The sequence below is a fragment of the Rhodanobacter sp. GW835-FHT13D09 genome (assembly GCF_058793995.1).
The window spans coordinates 65,443-81,688 of sequence record NZ_JBXAGL010000003.1 but is presented as its reverse complement, the minus strand read 5'-3'; the positions used below and the strand labels follow the sequence as shown (position 1 = coordinate 81,688).

Annotated in this window: 15 protein-coding genes; 8 read left to right on the top strand and 7 right to left on the bottom strand. The window is 68.1% G+C overall.

The window, feature by feature from the left end; genetic code table 11:
- Positions 1 to 156: 156 nt before the first annotated feature.
- From AC1Q5A_RS05840 to kynU, 6 genes are all read left to right on the top strand, one after another.
- Positions 157 to 924, top strand: coding sequence for an SDR family NAD(P)-dependent oxidoreductase (locus tag AC1Q5A_RS05840; protein ID WP_492699219.1), 768 nt, complete (start codon positions 157 to 159; stop codon positions 922 to 924).
- Positions 925 to 1,043: 119 nt separating this feature from the next.
- Positions 1,044 to 1,607, top strand: coding sequence for an elongation factor P-like protein EfpL (efpL, locus tag AC1Q5A_RS05835; RefSeq protein WP_492699217.1), 564 nt, complete (start codon positions 1,044 to 1,046; stop codon positions 1,605 to 1,607).
- A 171-nt stretch (positions 1,608 to 1,778) separates the two neighbouring features.
- Positions 1,779 to 3,878 carry an FUSC family protein gene (locus AC1Q5A_RS05830; protein ID WP_492699215.1) on the top strand — a complete coding sequence of 700 codons (2,100 nt, stop codon included), beginning with the start codon at positions 1,779 to 1,781 and terminating at the stop codon, positions 3,876 to 3,878.
- A gap of 97 nt (positions 3,879 to 3,975) precedes the next feature.
- Positions 3,976 to 5,010 carry an amidohydrolase family protein gene (locus tag AC1Q5A_RS05825; protein WP_492699214.1) on the top strand — a complete coding sequence of 345 codons (1,035 nt, stop codon included), beginning with the start codon at positions 3,976 to 3,978 and terminating at the stop codon, positions 5,008 to 5,010.
- Positions 5,007 to 5,525 carry a hypothetical protein gene (locus AC1Q5A_RS05820; protein ID WP_492699213.1) on the top strand — a complete coding sequence of 173 codons (519 nt, stop codon included), beginning with the start codon at positions 5,007 to 5,009 and terminating at the stop codon, positions 5,523 to 5,525. The genes AC1Q5A_RS05825 and AC1Q5A_RS05820 overlap by 4 nt, the downstream gene beginning before the upstream one ends.
- Positions 5,526 to 5,648: 123 nt before the next feature.
- Complete coding sequence (gene kynU, locus AC1Q5A_RS05815) at positions 5,649 to 6,929, top strand: kynureninase (RefSeq protein WP_492699211.1); 1,281 nt, start codon at positions 5,649 to 5,651, stop codon at positions 6,927 to 6,929.
- A 33-nt stretch (positions 6,930 to 6,962) separates the two neighbouring features.
- On the opposite strand, the gene AC1Q5A_RS05810 is transcribed toward kynU, so the two are convergent.
- From AC1Q5A_RS05810 to AC1Q5A_RS05800, 3 genes are read right to left on the bottom strand one after another with little or no spacing between them, the layout of a single operon-like run.
- Complete coding sequence (locus AC1Q5A_RS05810) at positions 6,963 to 8,153, bottom strand: ABC transporter permease (RefSeq protein ID WP_492699209.1); 1,191 nt, start codon at positions 8,151 to 8,153, stop codon at positions 6,963 to 6,965.
- Complete coding sequence (locus AC1Q5A_RS05805) at positions 8,153 to 9,091, bottom strand: efflux RND transporter periplasmic adaptor subunit (protein ID WP_492699207.1); 939 nt, start codon at positions 9,089 to 9,091, stop codon at positions 8,153 to 8,155. Before AC1Q5A_RS05805 ends, AC1Q5A_RS05810 begins: the two co-directional genes overlap by 1 nt.
- The gene (locus AC1Q5A_RS05800; protein WP_492699205.1) at positions 9,091 to 9,813 is read right to left on the bottom strand and encodes an ABC transporter ATP-binding protein; all 723 of its coding nucleotides are present in this window, start codon (positions 9,811 to 9,813) and stop codon (positions 9,091 to 9,093) included. The genes AC1Q5A_RS05805 and AC1Q5A_RS05800 overlap by 1 nt, the downstream gene beginning before the upstream one ends.
- Before the next feature lie 118 nt (positions 9,814 to 9,931).
- On the opposite strand from AC1Q5A_RS05800, the gene AC1Q5A_RS05795 reads away from it, so the two are divergent.
- Both AC1Q5A_RS05795 and AC1Q5A_RS05790 read left to right on the top strand, forming a co-directional pair.
- Entirely contained in the window at positions 9,932 to 10,117 is a 186-nt protein-coding gene (locus AC1Q5A_RS05795; RefSeq protein WP_492699203.1) for a hypothetical protein, read from the top strand.
- A 204-nt stretch (positions 10,118 to 10,321) separates the two neighbouring features.
- Positions 10,322 to 11,281: a DUF2971 domain-containing protein gene (locus AC1Q5A_RS05790; RefSeq protein ID WP_492699201.1), complete on the top strand. Its 960-nt coding sequence runs from the start codon at positions 10,322 to 10,324 to the stop codon at positions 11,279 to 11,281.
- A 125-nt stretch (positions 11,282 to 11,406) separates the two neighbouring features.
- Here AC1Q5A_RS05790 and AC1Q5A_RS05785 read toward each other — a convergent pair whose 3' ends face one another.
- The 4 genes from AC1Q5A_RS05785 to argC all read right to left on the bottom strand — a co-directional run bounded on the left by AC1Q5A_RS05785 (position 11,407) and on the right by argC (position 16,235).
- Positions 11,407 to 12,675, bottom strand: coding sequence for a glutamate-5-semialdehyde dehydrogenase (locus tag AC1Q5A_RS05785; protein WP_492699199.1), 1,269 nt, complete (start codon positions 12,673 to 12,675; stop codon positions 11,407 to 11,409).
- Positions 12,672 to 13,859 carry a glutamate 5-kinase gene (proB, locus tag AC1Q5A_RS05780; protein ID WP_492699197.1) on the bottom strand — a complete coding sequence of 396 codons (1,188 nt, stop codon included), beginning with the start codon at positions 13,857 to 13,859 and terminating at the stop codon, positions 12,672 to 12,674. The genes AC1Q5A_RS05785 and proB overlap by 4 nt, the downstream gene beginning before the upstream one ends.
- A 14-nt stretch (positions 13,860 to 13,873) precedes the next feature.
- Positions 13,874 to 15,169 (bottom strand): argininosuccinate lyase, encoded by a 1,296-nt coding sequence (locus AC1Q5A_RS05775; protein WP_492699195.1) that lies wholly within the window; start codon positions 15,167 to 15,169, stop codon positions 13,874 to 13,876.
- 112 nt (positions 15,170 to 15,281) lie between these two features.
- Positions 15,282 to 16,235: an N-acetyl-gamma-glutamyl-phosphate reductase gene (argC, locus tag AC1Q5A_RS05770; protein WP_492699193.1), complete on the bottom strand. Its 954-nt coding sequence runs from the start codon at positions 16,233 to 16,235 to the stop codon at positions 15,282 to 15,284.
- Between the last annotated feature and the right edge of the window lie 11 nt (positions 16,236 to 16,246).

Here is a 16,246-nt window from a genome sequence, read left to right as displayed (position 1 = left end):
GCCCGGCACCGCTGTGCGGCCCGGCACAAAGCTTGCCCCGGCCAGCCCAACCCGGCATGAACCACTCGGCCCCGGCCGGCTTCGCGTTCAGCCTGCAGCAACCGGCGCCGCTCGGCTACTATTGGGGGCTTTCGGCATCCGTTTCGGGGATTTCCCATGCAGCTCAATCAGGTCAAGGCGATCATCACCGGCGGCGCCTCCGGTCTCGGCCACGCGGTGGCGCAGCACCTCGTCGCCCACGGCGGCCAGGTCGCGCTGTTCGACGTCAACGAGGACAAGGGCCAGGCCGCTGCGCGGGAACTGGGCCAGGCCGCGCGCTTCTTCCGCACCGACGTCACCTCCGAGGAGGGCGTGGCCACCAACGTGGCCGCCGCACACCATGCGATGGGCGGACTCAACGTGGTCATGAACTGCGCCGGCATCCTCGGCGCCGGCCGTGTGCTGGGCAAGGAAGGCGCGATGCCGCTCTCCACCTTCGCCAGCACCGTGATGGTGAACCTGGTCGGCAGCTTCAACGTGGCCAAGGCTGGCGCGGCGCTGATGCAGGGCAACCCGGCGGGCGAGGACGGCGAGCGTGGCGTGATCGTCAACACCGCCAGCGTCGCCGCCTACGAAGGCCAGATCGGCCAGGCCGCCTACTCCGCCTCCAAGGGCGGCGTGGTCGGCATGACCCTGCCGATGGCGCGCGAGCTGGCGCGCTTCGGCATCCGCGTGGCGACCATCGCGCCGGGCATCTTCTGGACCCCGATGGTGGATGGCATGCCCGAGTCCGTGCAGCAGTCGCTGTCCGCCTCGATCCCGTTCCCCTCGCGGCTGGGCAAACCAGAAGAATTCGCGCAGACCGTCGCCTTCATCCTCGGCAACCGCTACATCAACGGCGAGACGATCCGCCTTGACGGCGCGGTGCGCTTGCAGCCGAAATAAATCCGTCATTCCGGCGCAAGCCGGAAGCCAGCGCCTTTGATCTTCAGGGGCCGAAGCCGCTGGATCCCTGCATTCGCAGGGATGACGACCATAAAACTCACATCACCCGGTTACAACCCATGAAAGCTTCCGACGTCAAGAAAGGCAACGTGGTCGAACACGACGGCACCGTCTACCAGGTGCGCGACATCGAGCGCAGCGCGCCCACCGCGCGCGGCGGCAATGTCACCTTCCGCTTCACCATGTATTCGATCCCGGGCGCACGCAAGTTCGACCTCAGCCTGCGCGCCGACGACGACCTGAAAGAAATGGATCTGGTGCGCCGCGCCGCCAACTTCTCCTACATGGACGACGGGGCGTTCGTCTTCATGGATGCCGAGGATTACACCCAGTACCCGCTGTCGCCGGAACTGGTCGGCGACAACGCCGGCTACATCGTCGAGGGGGTCGAGGGCTACTACGTGCAACTGATCGACGACGCACCGGTCGGCCTGCAGGTGCCTACCAGCGTGGTGCTGACCGTGGTCGACACCGCGCCCGAAATGAAGGGCGCCAGCGCCACCAAGCGCACCAAGCCGGCCAAGCTCGACACCGGCATCGAGATCCAGGTGCCCGAGTACATCAGCAACGACGAAAAGGTGTGGGTGAACACGCTGACCGGCGAGTTCGCCGGCAGAGCCTGAGAGCAGGAGTGAAAAAAGAGGAGTGAGAAACGAGAGAAAGGCGATTCAAGATCACCACGTTTCCCGTCCCGTACAGGGCACGGAGCATTGGATCGGGTGGCACGGTAACCTTGCCCGGGCCACGGCACCTCTCTCACTTCTCACTTCTCTTTACTCACTCCTCGCTCACCCATGTCTACCACCGGCTATTCGCTACGCGCGCATGCGATCGAGAGCCTGACCGCGATCAAGCGGCCGGACGTGCCGTGGCGGGTGGTGCTGCGCAATACCGCGGCGGTGGTGCTGCCGCTGGCCGCCGGCATGGCAACCGGCCACCCGCAGATCGGCCTGGGCGTGGCCGCCGGTGCGCTGGACACGATGTTCTCCGACCAGCCCGGGCCGTACCGCCAGCGCCTGCGGCAGCTGCTGCTGGCATCGCTGGCCGCCGGCATCGCCGCCCTGGTGGGTTTCCTGATTGGCGGCCAGTTGCTGCCGATCCTGCTCGCCACCGCCGCCTGCGGCTTCTTCGGCGGCCTGCTGGTGGTGTTCGGCACGGATACCGCGCGGGTCGGCATGACCAGCATGATCCTGCTGGTGATCACCGCGTCGACACCGACCTCGCTCGCTCACGCAGTGGGCGGCGCGGCACTGATTTTCGCCGGCGGCTTGCTGCTGATGGTGTTCTCGCTGGCGGCGTGGCCGCTGCAGCGTTACTGGCCAGAGCGCATGGCGCTGGCCAACGTGTACGCCGGCCTGGCGGAACTGGCCCGGCAGCCGTCGCACGACGAGGCCGAGGTGCCCGCATTGACCGAGGCGATGACCACGCTGCAGCACACCCTGCTCGGCCGCGACCGGGCGCATGGCCGCGCGATGGAAGCGTTCGGCGTGCTGCTGGAACTGGCCGAGCGGATCCGGCTGGAACTCACCGCGATGAGCGCGTTGCACGCCGCCCCCGCCATCCATGCACTGTTCCGCGGCGATGCCGCCCGCGTGCTGGCAACGATCGCCGAGGCGCTGGAACGCGGCGACTCGCCCGAACAGGCCGACCACGCGTTGCAGACCCTGCGCGCCAGCGAGCACGCCCTGCTCGACAGCGGCGGCGACGCCGACGGCCTGGCCGCGCATATCCACGCACTGGCCGGCCAGTTGGCCGCCGCGGTGCGTAACGCCGACTGGGCCGGCAGCAGCGGCGAACTGCGCGCCAGTGCCGCGGAAATCCGGCTGCCCACGTCGCTGCGCAGCAGTTCCCCCTGGGCCACCCTGCGCGCCAGCCTCACCCCGCGTTCGGTGGCGTTCCGCCACGCCGTGCGCATGGCGGCCTGCCTCAGCGCCGCCCTGTGGATCTCGCGCCTGCTGCAACTGCCGCACGGCTATTGGCTGCCGATGACCGCAGCGATCGTGCTGCGTCCGGACTTCGCCGCCACCTTCAACTTCGGCCTGCTGCGCGTGCTCGGCACCGTGCTCGGGCTGGTGCTCACCACCGTGCTGCTGCACGTCACGCCGGACGAACCGTGGGCGCACCTGGCGCTGATGGCGGTGCTGTGCATGGCGTTCCGCTACCTGGCCGGCGCGCACTACGGCATGGCGGTGGCGGCACTGACCGGCACGGTGGTGATCCTGCTCTCGTTCGACGGCGTGAACCCCGGCCTGGCAGTGAGCGACCGCGTACTCAACACGGCACTCGGCTGCGGCATGGCCCTGCTCGCCTACGTGGCCTGGCCGACCTGGGAGCGCGGCCGCGCGCGCGCCGCGCTGGCCGAGATGCTGGACGCCTACGCCAGCTACCTGCACGCGCTGGCGCAGCCCGGGCAGACCGCCATCCACAACGACATGCGTACCGCGGCGCGCACCGCGCGCACCAATGCGCAGGCCTCGATCGACCGCATGCGCACCGAGCCGGCCACGCCGCCGGAGCTGCTGGCGCTGGCACGCGCGCTGTTCGCCAACGGCAACCGCCTCGCCCGTACCGCGATGACGCTGGAAGCCACCCTCGACGATCTCGCCACGCTGGCCGAACCGGCAGGCACCTCCCGCTTCGTCGAGCAGGCAGCCGGCGCCGTGCGGACGATTGCTGCCGCCTTGCGTGAGCGGCGTCCGGCCGCCCCGCTGCCCGACCTGCGCTCGATGCAGCGCCACTTGGTCGCCACGATGCAGGAAGGCGGCGCCCCCGTTGCCGCCGAGTTGCTGGCGCGGATCAGCGACCGCCTGGTCGACAACATCAACACGCTGGCCCACGTGACGAACCGCACCCGGCCGGGTTCTCCCACCGCCACCGAAGCCCCCGTCCGGTAGGGCGGGCACCGCCCGCCACCGTTTGCTTCAAGGGCCGTCGGGCGGTGCCCGCCCTAGCAAACGGGACGCCGCCGCGCAGAGGTTTTACACTGCGCGGATGCTGAAGATCGACACGCACGCGCACATCCTGCCCCGCGACTGGCCGAACCTCGCAGCCAAGTACGGCGACGACCGCTTCCCGGTGATGACGCACACCGACGGGCACCACCGCATCTACAAGGACAGCCGCTTCTTCCGCGAGGTGTGGGATTCGGCGTTCGACCCGCAGACGCGCATCGACGACTACGCCCGCTTCGGTGTCGACGTGCAGGTGATCTCCACCGTGCCGGTGCTGTTCTCGTACTGGGCGCCGGGCTACCAGGCGCTGGAGCTGCATCGCCACCTCAACGAGCACATGGCCGGCATCTGCCGCGACTTCCCACGCCACTACGCCGGCATCGGCACCGTGCCGCTGCAGGCGCCGCAGCTGGCCGTACGCGAGCTGGAACGCTGCATCGACGAGCTGGGCCTGCAGGGCGTGCAGATCGGTTCGCACTGCAGCGACTGGAACCTGGATGCGCCGGAGCTGTTCCCGTTCTTCGAGGCTGCTGCCGATCTCGGCGCCGCGGTGCTGGTGCACCCCTGGGACATGATGGGCATGGCCAGCATGCCGAAATACTGGATGCCGTGGCTGGTCGGCATGCCCGCCGAGCAATCGCGCGCCGCCTGCTGCCTGGTCTTCGGCGGCGTGCTGGAGCGGCTGCCGAAGCTGCGCGTGATGCTGGCCCACGGCGGCGGCAGCTTCCCCTCGACGATCGGCCGCATCGAGCACGGCTTCAGGATGCGCCCGGACCTGGTCGCCACCGACAATCCACGCAACCCGCGCGAGTACCTCAAGCGCTTCTATTTCGACTCCTGCGTGCACGACGACCAGGCGCTGCGCTATCTGCTGGATGTGACGGGCGCCCGCCAGGTGATGCTCGGCACCGACTATCCTTTCCCGCTGGGGGAGCAGGAACCCGGCAGCGGCATCGAGGCGCTGGGCCTGGACGAAGCCGACCGCGCGCGCCTGTTCCACGGTACCGCGCTGGAATGGCTGGGTCTGCCCCGCCACCGCTTCGCTCCCGATCCCATCCCGAAGGAACCCGCATGAGCCTCCTGCGCAGCACCACCCTCGCGATTGCCGTCGCCGGCGCCCTGCTGGCCGGCAGTGCACGCGCCGCCGACGTCAGCATGGCCGATGGCAGCGTCCACTTCAGCACGCCGGACAACTGGCTCGGCATCATGGAAACCCAGGGCGACCCCGAAGCCCGCGTATTCCAGGTGCCCGATCCCTCGCCCACCGGCAGGAACAGCCTCGCCCGCGTCACCGTCACGGTGAAGCAGGTGGCCGACCTCAACGGTTTCAACCAGTACCGCAGCGACGCCACCGCGAAAGCCATGGCGTTGCCCGGCTACAAGGCCGCCGCGGTGCCGCCGGGCCCGAACAGCAACGTCTACACCGCGCAGGAAAACGCCGCCGCCTTCAGCTACACCGAGCACTACTGGTTCAAGAACGGCCACGCGATCCAGCTGCGCTGCATGCGCCCCAGCCAGACCCAGGCCGGTGCCGACTGGAAGGCCGCCTTCGACAAAGGCTGCGACGCGATCGCCGCGCAACTGAAATAGTCAACCGACTTGCTCCCTCCCCTGCCCCGCAGGGGAGAGCCTGGGAGGGGTTGGCTCTTGATCTTCACCCCCTCCGCGCCCTTCCCCGAAACAGGCGCGGGATTTGCCACCAAGAGATTCCCCATGCCCGCAAGTTTCGAAGCCACCCGCGACTGGGCGAACGCCCGCGATGCCGCCGACCCGCTGCGCTCGTTCCGCGACGAGTTCCTGATCCCGCCGCACGAAGACCGCGACAGTACGTACTTCTGCGGCAATTCACTGGGCCTGCAGCCGCGCGCGGTGCGCGAGGCGGTGAACGCGGAGCTGGACTACTGGGGCGAACTGGGCGTGGAAGGCCACTTCAAGGGCCGCCTGCCGTGGATGGACTACCACGAGTTCGTCCGCGACGACCTCGCCGCGCTGGTCGGTGCGCAGCCCACCGAAGTCGTCGCGATGAATACCCTCGGGGTAAACCTGCACCTGATGATGGTGAGCTTCTACCGCCCCAGCGCCGAACGTCCGGCGATCCTGATCGAGGCCGGCGCGTTCCCCACCGACCGCTACGCGGTGGAATCGCAGGTCCGCTTCCACGGCTTCGACCCCGCCACCGCGCTGATCGAGCTGCAGAGCGACGAACCGAACGGCACCACCTCGCCCGCCGCGATCGAACGAGCGCTGGCCGAACATGGCTCGCGCATCGCGCTGGTGCTGCTGCCCGGCGTGCAGTACCGCACGGGCCAGGCCTTCGACCTCAAGGCGATCACCGCACTCGGCCACCAGCACGGCTGCACCGTCGGCTTCGACCTCGCCCACGCCGTCGGCAACCTGCCGCTGCAACTGCACGACAGCGGCGCCGACTTCGCGATCTGGTGCAGCTACAAGTACCTCAACAGCGGCCCCGGCGCGATCGGCGGCGCGTTCGTGCACGAACGCCATGCGCAAGCCGTGCTGCCGCGCTTCGCCGGCTGGTGGGGCCACGACAAGACCACCCGCTTCCAGATGGGCCCCGAATTCGTGCCAACGGCAGGCGCCGACGGCTGGCAGCTGTCCAACCCGCCGATCCTCGCGCTGGCGCCGCTGCGCGTGTCGCTGCAGATCTTCCGCCGCGCCGGCATGGATCGCCTGCGCGAAAAATCGCTGCAACTCACCGGCTACCTGGAATGGCTGGTGCAGACACAGCTAGCCGACGTGCTGCAGGTACTGACCCCCGCCGAACCGCAGCGCCGCGGCGCCCAGCTCTCCATCCGCGTGACCGGCGGCCGCGAGCGCGGCCGTGCCCTGTTCGAATACCTGATGGACCACGGCATCATCGGCGACTGGCGCGAACCGGATGTGATCCGCATCTCGCCCGCGCCCCTGTACAACCGGTTCGCGGATTGTCTGGCGTTTGCGGAGGCCGTACGGGAGTGGGCCGGCGGCCACTGAGCCGACGGTGGCGCGGCGCCTGCCGCCGCCGGCTCACCGCCCGGCAAACACCACCGCCGGCTGCAGCTTCACCACCGGGCGCACGCTGATCAGCGCGGCCGCCACGCTCACCAGGACGACGCCCAGCAGCCCCGCCAGCGGGGTGAACCACATCATGCGGAACGGGAATCCCAGCCGGACGACGACCTCGCCGGCGATGCCGCACAGCCCCAGGCCCATGCCGGTGCCCAGCAGGGCGCACATCGCGGCCTGCGCCAGCACCATCGCGGTCAGCGTTCCCGACGGCGTGCCCAGTGCCTTGAGCACGGCGTACTGGCTCTGGTGCTCGTAGGTGAACATGTAGAGCATGACCCCGGTGACGCCGAAACCCATGGTCATCGCCAGCGTGAGCATCGCCGCGATGTCGCCGACATCCTCGGAGTTGACCAGGAACCAGCGCACCGTGTCGGACTTGAAATCCGCCGTACTGCGCGCGCGCAGACCCGTGCGCTGCTCGATGCGCCTGGCCACCTCGCGCGGCGAGGCGCCCGCCACGGTCCGCGCCATCACGAAGGTCAGCGTATGCGGCTCCACCGGCAGGATGCGCAACGCGTTGGACAGCGTGGTGTAGAGCAGCGGCCGCGGCGGGTAGCGCGGCACGGTCGAGGACTGGCCCAGCACGCGCACCAGGTGCTCGTTGACCAGCAGCTCGTCGCCGCCGCGCAGGTCGCGCGTCGGCGCATCCAGGTGCGCGCCGTCGTGCGGCCACTGGTCCCGCGCGAGCGTCGGCGTCTCCAGCTTGCCGCTGGTGCCGCCCGCGTCGACGATCACCGCATCGCGCGCGCGCAGCTCGTCGGAGTTGCGCCCGGGCACCACCGGCGCGCCGGCCAGCGAGGCGTCGTCCACGCCGATCACCTGGAAGGTCTGGAACTGCCCATTGGGGAAGCGCACGTCCGCGTTGCCCAGCGCCAGCGGCACCGCGCGGCTGACGCCCTCGACGCTGCGTACCCGGTCCAGCGCGGAGGCCGGCATGTTGATGGTCTGCTCCACCGACTGCACCGCCGGGTCCATCACCCACACGTCGGTGGCGCCGTTCTCGGAGATCAGCGCGAAGCCGTTGGTCATGAAGCCGCAGAAATACGAGGCGGCGAAGGTGACCAGGAAGGAGGTGAAGGCGATCCCGAACAGCAGCCCCACGAACTTCGCGCGATCCGCCGCCAGCATCTTCAGCGCGATGCGGAACATCAGCGCTGTCCGCCCGCCGGCTTGCCAGGCGCGGGCGGCACCTCGATGAAGGCATCCATCTGCTGCCCGAGGTAGACCGGCAGCGTGCCGCGCTCGAAGCTGTAGATCACCTGCAGCACGCGCACATCGGTGCGCTCCGTGCTCAGCCCGGTCAGCGACGTCTTGGGAGTGACGTACGGCTCGATGTACTCGAAGCGCAGCGGGATGGACAGGCGCGGATTGCCGCGCACGAACGCGCGCGCCTGCGTGTGCGGACGGACGCGCCATGCGTCGTTCTCGTCGATGTCCACGCGCAGGTACATGCGCTGGTCGTCGCCGATCAGCACCAGCGGCTTGGCCACCTCGCCCGCCGGCGCGAACTCGCCCACCCGCACGTTGACCTGCAGGATGCGTCCGGCGATGGGGGCATGGACCACCGCGCGCGCGATATCGACCTCGATCTGCTGCTCGGTCGCCGCGGCCGTCTCCACCGCAGAGGCAGCCGCCTCCATGTCGTCCTTCGCGTTGGTCAGCGCCTCGACGCTGAGGGCAGCCTTGTCGAGGCGCTGCAGGTGGGTGAGGTAATCCAGCCGGTGCGCGGGCTTCGCCAGCGCCGCCCGGGCCAGCCGGACATCGGCCTTGGCCACGCCCAGGCGCGCCTGCAGGTCGCGGTCGTCGATGCTGAAGAGCGGAGCGCCGGCTTCGACCTCGTCGCCCGGCCGCACGGCGATCGCGCTCACCACGCCCGGCACAGCGGTGCCGACCGACACGTTGCCCAGGCCGGTTTCGGTGATGCCGGTACCGACCACATAGTCGGCGAAGGGCACCTGCTCCATCGGCGCGGCCGCGGTCGTCACCACGGCCGAATCGCCGGAGCGGAAGACCACCGCCACCGCGATGATGGCGCCGGCCAGCGCCAGGCCGGCCAGCAGGTAGATCCGCTTCTCGAATGGCGCCATCACGACTTCTCCCCCTGCCGCCCGCCCTCGCTGACCTCGACGATCCGCCCGTCCTCCATGCGCGCCATGCGGTCGGCGTAATCGAAGGTCCGGTTGTCGTGCGTTACCACGATGAGCGCCCGGTCGGATGCGCGGGCCACGCCGCGCAGGATGTCCATCATCTCGTGTCCCGTCTTCGCATCCAGATTGCTGGTCGGTTCGTCGCACACCACCAGTTTCGGATCGTGTACCAGCGCGCGCCCGATGGCGACGCGCTGCTGCTGCCCGCCGCTGAGCTTGCGCGGCAGCGCATCGGCACGCGCGCCCAGACCGACTTCTTCCAGCACGGTCCTGGCGCGCCGCTCGGCCACTGCCCGCGCCACGCCGGCCACCAGCAGCGGCACCGACACGTTCTCCAGCGCCGTGAGCGCAGGCAACAGGTTGAAGGCCTGGAAGACGAAACCGACGCTCTCGCCGCGAAATCGCGTGCGCTCGCCTTCCGTCATGCGGCCGATATCGTGGCCCAGCACCTCGCAGCTGCCGTCATCCTGGTCGAGGATCGTGGTGATGATCGAGATCAGCGTGGTCTTGCCGCAACCCGACGGCCCCACCAGCATCAGCAATTCCCCGCTGCGCACATCGAGATCGACGCCGCGCAGCGCATCCACGCGCTCGTTGCCCGAACCGTAGTGCTTGGTCAGGCCGCGGCAGCGCACGGCGGGTTGCTGGTCTGCGCCTGTCATCGATCGCCGCTGCCTTCAGGAGTATCAAGGCCGGATTGTAGCCCGCGACCATGAACGCGGAAGGCATGGACGCTGCGCAAGAAATCGCGCAGCCACCAGCGGCCGGCGACTCTCCAGCATGCCGATCCCTGCACTGGCGCCACTGCGCATGGCGCTGCGGATCATCTACCATGCAGGTATGGCGCAACTGCGCAAAAAACTTCTTCAGCTCATCCGTGTGAGCGCTGGCCACGAGCGCGGCTGCGTCCTGTTCGACTGCCTGATGGGCGACGGCATCATGAATGAGTGGCGCAACCCGCCGTGATCCGCCTCTCGCCCGCTTCGCTGTACAACCGATTTGCGGATTGTCTGGCGTTTGCGGAGGCGGTGCGAGCGAGGGGTCGGGGCTGACCCACCCGACACGTTGATTGCCTATGCCCGCTATCGACCCATTTCTGCCGGTTGCATAGCTGTAAAGTGCAGGCATACAGCTTGTGTAGAGGCCTTGTCAGAGAAGATGGATGCCACGATGACCGAAGCAGAATTAGTTAAGCTATTTGCGCCCCTGTGGGGTGACGCCAACACTGAACACGACTACCCGGCAAAGCGCCCCTTACTTGCGCATTACACGTCAATCCAGACCCTCGAGGCAATCTTTAAGTCGGGGGAAATATGGATGTCGAACCCCTTGCTTATGAACGATACCGAGGAACTGGCCTGGGGCTTAATAGAGGCCAAGAATGCTCTTGAAGATCATAAGGTTCTTGAGAATACCCTCGGGACGGCAATGCACCGAGCCTTGGTCCAGAATTTCTACAAAGCGTTTGAAACATTTAATGGATTCCACGCATTCGATACCTACGTCGCCTCATTGTCGGAGCACGACATTGAGAATCAAGACGGTCTTTTATCAATGTGGCGTGGCTACGGCGGGAATGGTAGTGGCGCCGCCATTCTGATTGATACTTCGGTACTTGTCCCTCCAGAGGAACAATCGTCGATTCTGCTTGGACGTGTCCGTTACGGTACTTCCGCGGATCGTAAGGCCTACATTGTCAGAAAAATCGATGAATTCTGCCAACTTGTCACGAGTCCAAATGCCATTGCTGAGCACCTCCCTCACGTAGCGGACATGCTCTTCAATCGATTCGTCTTAATGGCACTTTTTTCCAAGCACCAAGGATTTAGTGAAGAAAAGGAGTGGCGCGCTGTTTACCTGTCCTATTTGGATCGAAAGCGAGAATTTAGCGCCCGACTATGGTACCTAAATGGAGAACGAGGAGTCGAACCAAAGTTTCGTCTTCCTCTCTCCGGATTACCCGAGCGGGGATCATCAGTTACCACTGATGATCTAGTGAAAGGCATTCTGCTTGGGCCAACTGCCTCCTCTAGCCTTTCAGTTGCATCTGTGAGCCGAATGCTACATTTTCTCAACCGACCAGTGCTGGCCGCGCGCGTCAAAGCCTCAGGCATACCTTTCCGCAGGTGACTGCCATTTGCGGCTTGTCTCGACTCCAATTTGGTCGCGGCGAGCGTACCTGGATCAGAGTGAGCTTTTTGACGGTCCGCTTCAGGCTGTTTGTTGAATGACTGCATCTGGCCGATAGCGGACATTCAACACTGCGTGTGGCCCTGCGGATGCCGCACCTGCCCTTTCCCGCGTACCACGAAGCGCTCGATGGTGAGCGACTCGGCGCCCATCGGGCCGTAGGCATGCAGGCGCGTGGTGGAGATGCCGATCTCGGCGCCGAGGCCGAGTTCGCCGCCGTCGCTGAAGCGGGAGGAGGCGTTGACCATCACCACGGCGGAGCGGATCGCCCGTACGAAGCGTTGCGCGGCGGCTTGGTCGGCGGTGGCGATGACTTCGGTGTGGTCGGAGCCGTGGCGGTAGATGTGGGCGATGGCTTCGTCCAGGCTGTCCACCACGCGCACGGCGAGGATCAGGTCGAGGAATTCGGCGGCATAGTCGTCCTCCGTGGCGGCATGCATGGCGGGCACCAGCGCACGGCTGGTGTCGTCGCCGCGCAGCTCGACGCCGCGCTCGCGCAAGGCCGCGGCGGCGCGCGGCAGGAACGCTTCGGCGACGTCGCGATGCACCAGCAGGGTTTCCAGCGCGTTGCACACGCCGGGGCGCGAGGTCTTGCCGTCGATCAGCAGGCCCAGCGCCAGCTCGAGATCGGCGGCGCGGTCCACGTACAGGTGGCACACGCCCTTGTAGTGCTTGATCACCGGCACGCGTGCGTGTTCGGCGACGAAGCGGATCAACCCCTCGCCGCCGCGCGGGATGGCGAGGTCGATGAGGTCGCCGAGCTGCAGCAGTTCGACCATCGCCTCGCGGCTCAGGTCGTCGAGCACGGTGACGGCGGCCTCGGGCACGCCATGCGCGCGCAGCGCGGCGTGCAGCGCGGTGGCGATGGCGAGGTTGGAATGGATCGCCTCGGAACCGCCGCGCAGGATCACCGCGTTGCCGGCCTTGAGGCACAGCGCAGCGGCGTCGGCGGTGACGTTGGGGCGCGCCTCGTAGATCATCGCGATCACGCCGAGCGGGATGCGCACGCGTTCGATCGACAGGCCATTCGGCCGCGTCTCGCGGCGGGTCGTCACGCCGACCGGATCGGGCAGTTCGGCCACTTCGCGCAGCGCGCCGGCAATGCCCGCCACGCGCGCCTCGTCCAGCCGCAGGCGGTCGAGCATGGCACCCTGCACGCCTTTCGCCGCAGCCTGACGCATGTCCGCGGCGTTGGCCGCCAGCACCACGGCGGACTGCGCCTCCAGTTCCGCGGCCATATCGCGCAGCAGCGCACGCTTCGTCCCGGTGTCGAGCGCCGCGACCACCCGCGCCGCGTCACGGCAGGCGAGTGCCTGTTCCCTGATCGTGCTCATGCGCCGATCTCCTGCCCGGATGCCACCGGACGGTTCATGGTAACGAGGTCGTCGCGATGCACCACCTCGTCGCCGTAGCTGTAGCCGAGCACGCCGTCGATCTCGCGGCTGTGCCGGCCAGCCAGCCGACGCACCTCGGCGGCGCCGTACTGGCTGAGTCCGCGCGCGACGGCGGCGCCGTCCATGTCGACGATCTCGACCAGGTCGCCGCGGTGGAACTCGCCGTCGGCGCCGAGCACGCCGCCCGGCAGCAGCGAGACGCGCCCGCCGGCCAGCGCCTTCGCGGCACCGGCGTCGATGCGGATGCGGCCCGGCGCGGCGGGTGCATGCCGCAGCCAGTACTTGCGCGCCTGCAGGCGCGTGGAGGCCGCGGCGATCAGGGTGCCGCGCAGCTGCCCGCGTTGCAGCGCCTGCACGGTGGCCGCCTCGCGGCCGCTGAACAAGGTAGTGGGAATGCCAGCCGCCGCGGCCTTCGCCGCCGCCTGCAGCTTGGTGCGCATGCCGCCGGTGCCGGCGGCGCTGCCGCTGCCGCCTGCCATCGCCACGATCTCCGGCGTCAGGGCAGCGACATGTGCGATCGGCGTGGCCGCTGGATCGTGCCGTGGGTCGGCGCTGTACAGCGCCTCGACGTCGGACGCGATCAGCAGCAGGTCGGCATCGACCAGCGCGGCGACGATGGCGGCGAGATTGTCGTTGTCGCCGAGCTTCAGCTCGTCCACCGAGACGGTGTCGTTCTCGTTGACCACCGGCAGCACGTCGAGCTGCAGCAGCTCGCGCAGGGTGGCGCGCGCGTTGAGGTAGCGGCGGCGGTTGCGCAGGTCGTCGTGGGTCAGCAGCACCTGCGCCACCGGACGCGCGGACAGCGACTGCCACAGCGCGATCATCGGCGCCTGGCCCAGCGCGGCCAGGGCCTGCCGCGCGGCGAGGCCGCCACTGTCGCTCGCATGCTGGCGCAGCAGCGCGCGCCCCGCCGCCACCGCGCCGGAAGACACCAGCACGATATGGCGGCCCTCCGCTTGGCTGGCGGCAATGAAGGCGGCCAGCGCTTCGGCATAGCGCGGCGTGAGGCCGCCACCGTCGGCGGCGAGCAGGTTGCTGCCCACCTTCAGTACGGCGCGACGCCAGGGCGGCAGCGCCTGCGCGGGCAGGTGGATGTGCGTGTTCCCCGTATCGATCGCCGCCATGCCGTGTCTCCGCTTCAGTCGTCGAGTGCGCGCAAGCGCGCGTGCAGTTCATCCAGCCGCAGGTCGTTGCCGGCGCCCGGCGACACGCGGGCGGCGAGGCTGCCTTCCGGCGTGCGCCCCTGCCCCGCGGACGCCGCGGTTTCCGCCGCGGCACGGTAGGCGTCGCGGAACGGCACGCCGGCGGCGGCCTGCTCGATCGCCACGTCGGTGGCGTACATCGCCGGCTCAATCGCGGCGCGCATCGCACCCTCGTTCCACCCGAACCGCACCAGCAGGTCGGGCACCAGCTCCAGCGCCATCAGGCCATGGCGCACGCCATGGAAGATCGAGCCCTTGGAGAACTGCAGGTCGCGCTGGTAGCCGGACGGCAGCGACAGCAGCTGCTCGATCTCGGTACGCGCAGCGGCCACGCTGGCATAGCTGGCGCGCAGCAGTTCGATCACGTCGGGGTTGCGCTTGTTCGGCATGATCGAGCTGCCGGTGGTGTACTCAGCCGGGAGCTTGACGAAGTCGAACTCGGCGGTGGTGAACAGCGACAGGTCCCAGGCCAGCCGGCGCAGATCGAGCAGCGCGCCGCCGATCGCCTCCAGCACGGCCATCTCGAACTTGCCGCGCGACAGCTGCGCGTAGATCGGGCTGAGCTGCATGCGCGCGAAGCCGAGTGCCTGGGTGGTGTGTCCGCGGTCCAGCTTCAGGTTCACGCCGTAGCCGGCGGCCGTGCCGAGCGGGTTGGCGTCGATCAGCGCCATCGTCTGGCGGGCGCGCAACGCGTTGTCGATGAAGCCCTCGGCGAAACCGGCGAACCACATCGCGGTGGACGACACCACGGCACGCTGCAGGTGCGTATAGCCCGGCAATGGCAATGCCGGCTGCGCCGCACGGTCGAGGCAGGCCTGGGCGATGGCGCGGCAATGCGCTTCCAGCGCACCCAGCTTGTCCTTCAGCCACAACCGGGTGGCGACCAGGATCTGGTCGTTGCGGCTGCGCCCGGTGTGCACGCGGCGGCCGGCGTCGCCGAGGCGCTCGGTAAGCCGCGCCTCGATCGCCGAATGGCCGTCCTCGTGGCGCTCGTCCAGCACGAACGCGCCGCTGGTGAAATCGTCGGCCAGCGCATCCAGCTCGCGCTTCAGCGCGGCCGCTTCGTCGGCGCCGACCACGCCGATGTTGGCCAGCCCCTCCACGTGCGCCTTGCTGGCGGTGATGTCGTGCAGGAAGAACTCGCGGTCCAGCAGCACGTCGTCGCCGGCGAGGAACCGCATGATCTTCGCGTCGATCTTGATGTTGGATTTCTGCCAGAGGGGTTGGGTCATGGTGTGATCTCAAAGCTGCCGTCGGAGACTGCCCGTCATCCCAGCGTACGCTGGGATCCAGAGCCTTTGCTCACGAAAGGCCGTGGATTCCGGCTTTCGCCGGAATGACGATTCATTGCGGGATTGCGGTGTATTCGTCGAGCCCCAGCGCGCGGTTGATGTTCTGCATCGCCTGGGTGGCGGCGCCCTTGAGCAGGTTGTCCAGCGTGGCCACCACCACCACGCGCTTGCCATCGGCCGACAGCGCGAAACCGCCGATCTCGGTGTGGTGCTTGTGGGCGATGCGGCTGACCCACGGCGCCTCGTCCAGCACCGATACCAGTTTCTCGCTGCCGTAGGCATGCCGGAATCGCTGCAACACCTCCTCGCGCTTCAGCGACCGCGCGAGGTACAGGTTGCTGGTGATGGTGAGCCCGCGGAAGTGCGGTGCCACATGCGGCATGAACTCCACCGGCAGGCCAAGCTGGAACGAGGCTTCCTTTTCGTGCATGTGGCCGGTGAGCGCGTACGGCATCAGGTTGTCGCGCAGCTTGTCCGGGTCGTTCTTGTCCGACGGTGTGGTGCCGGCGCCGGAATAGCCGGAGACGCCGAAGCACACCGGTGGCGCAGCCAGCAGGTCCTTCAGCGGCGCGATCGACAGCTGCATCGCGGTGGCGTAGCAGCCGGGGTTGCTGATCCTATTCCCGCCACGCCACCGTTCGCGGGTGAGCTCGGGCAGGCCGTAGTACCACGACGGATCGAAACGGTAATCGGCGGAAAGATCGAGGATCAGCGTGTCCGGCTTCGCCGCGTCGATCGCCGCCACGTACGGCGCCGCCTTGCCGTTCGGCAGCGCCAGGATCACCACGTCGGCGCCCTGCGCCGCCACCCCAGCCGGATCCAGGCTGGCATAGCGCAGCTCGCCGGCGAAGCCGTCGACCTGGTCGGCCACGCGCTGGCCATCCAGTTCACGCGATGAAACGAAAACCAGCTCCAGCGAGGGATGCGCCGCGATCAGGCGAATCAGCTCCATGCCGGTATGGCCGCGCGCGCCGACGATGCCGATGTTTTTCTTGTCGTGTGTCACCGATTCACTCC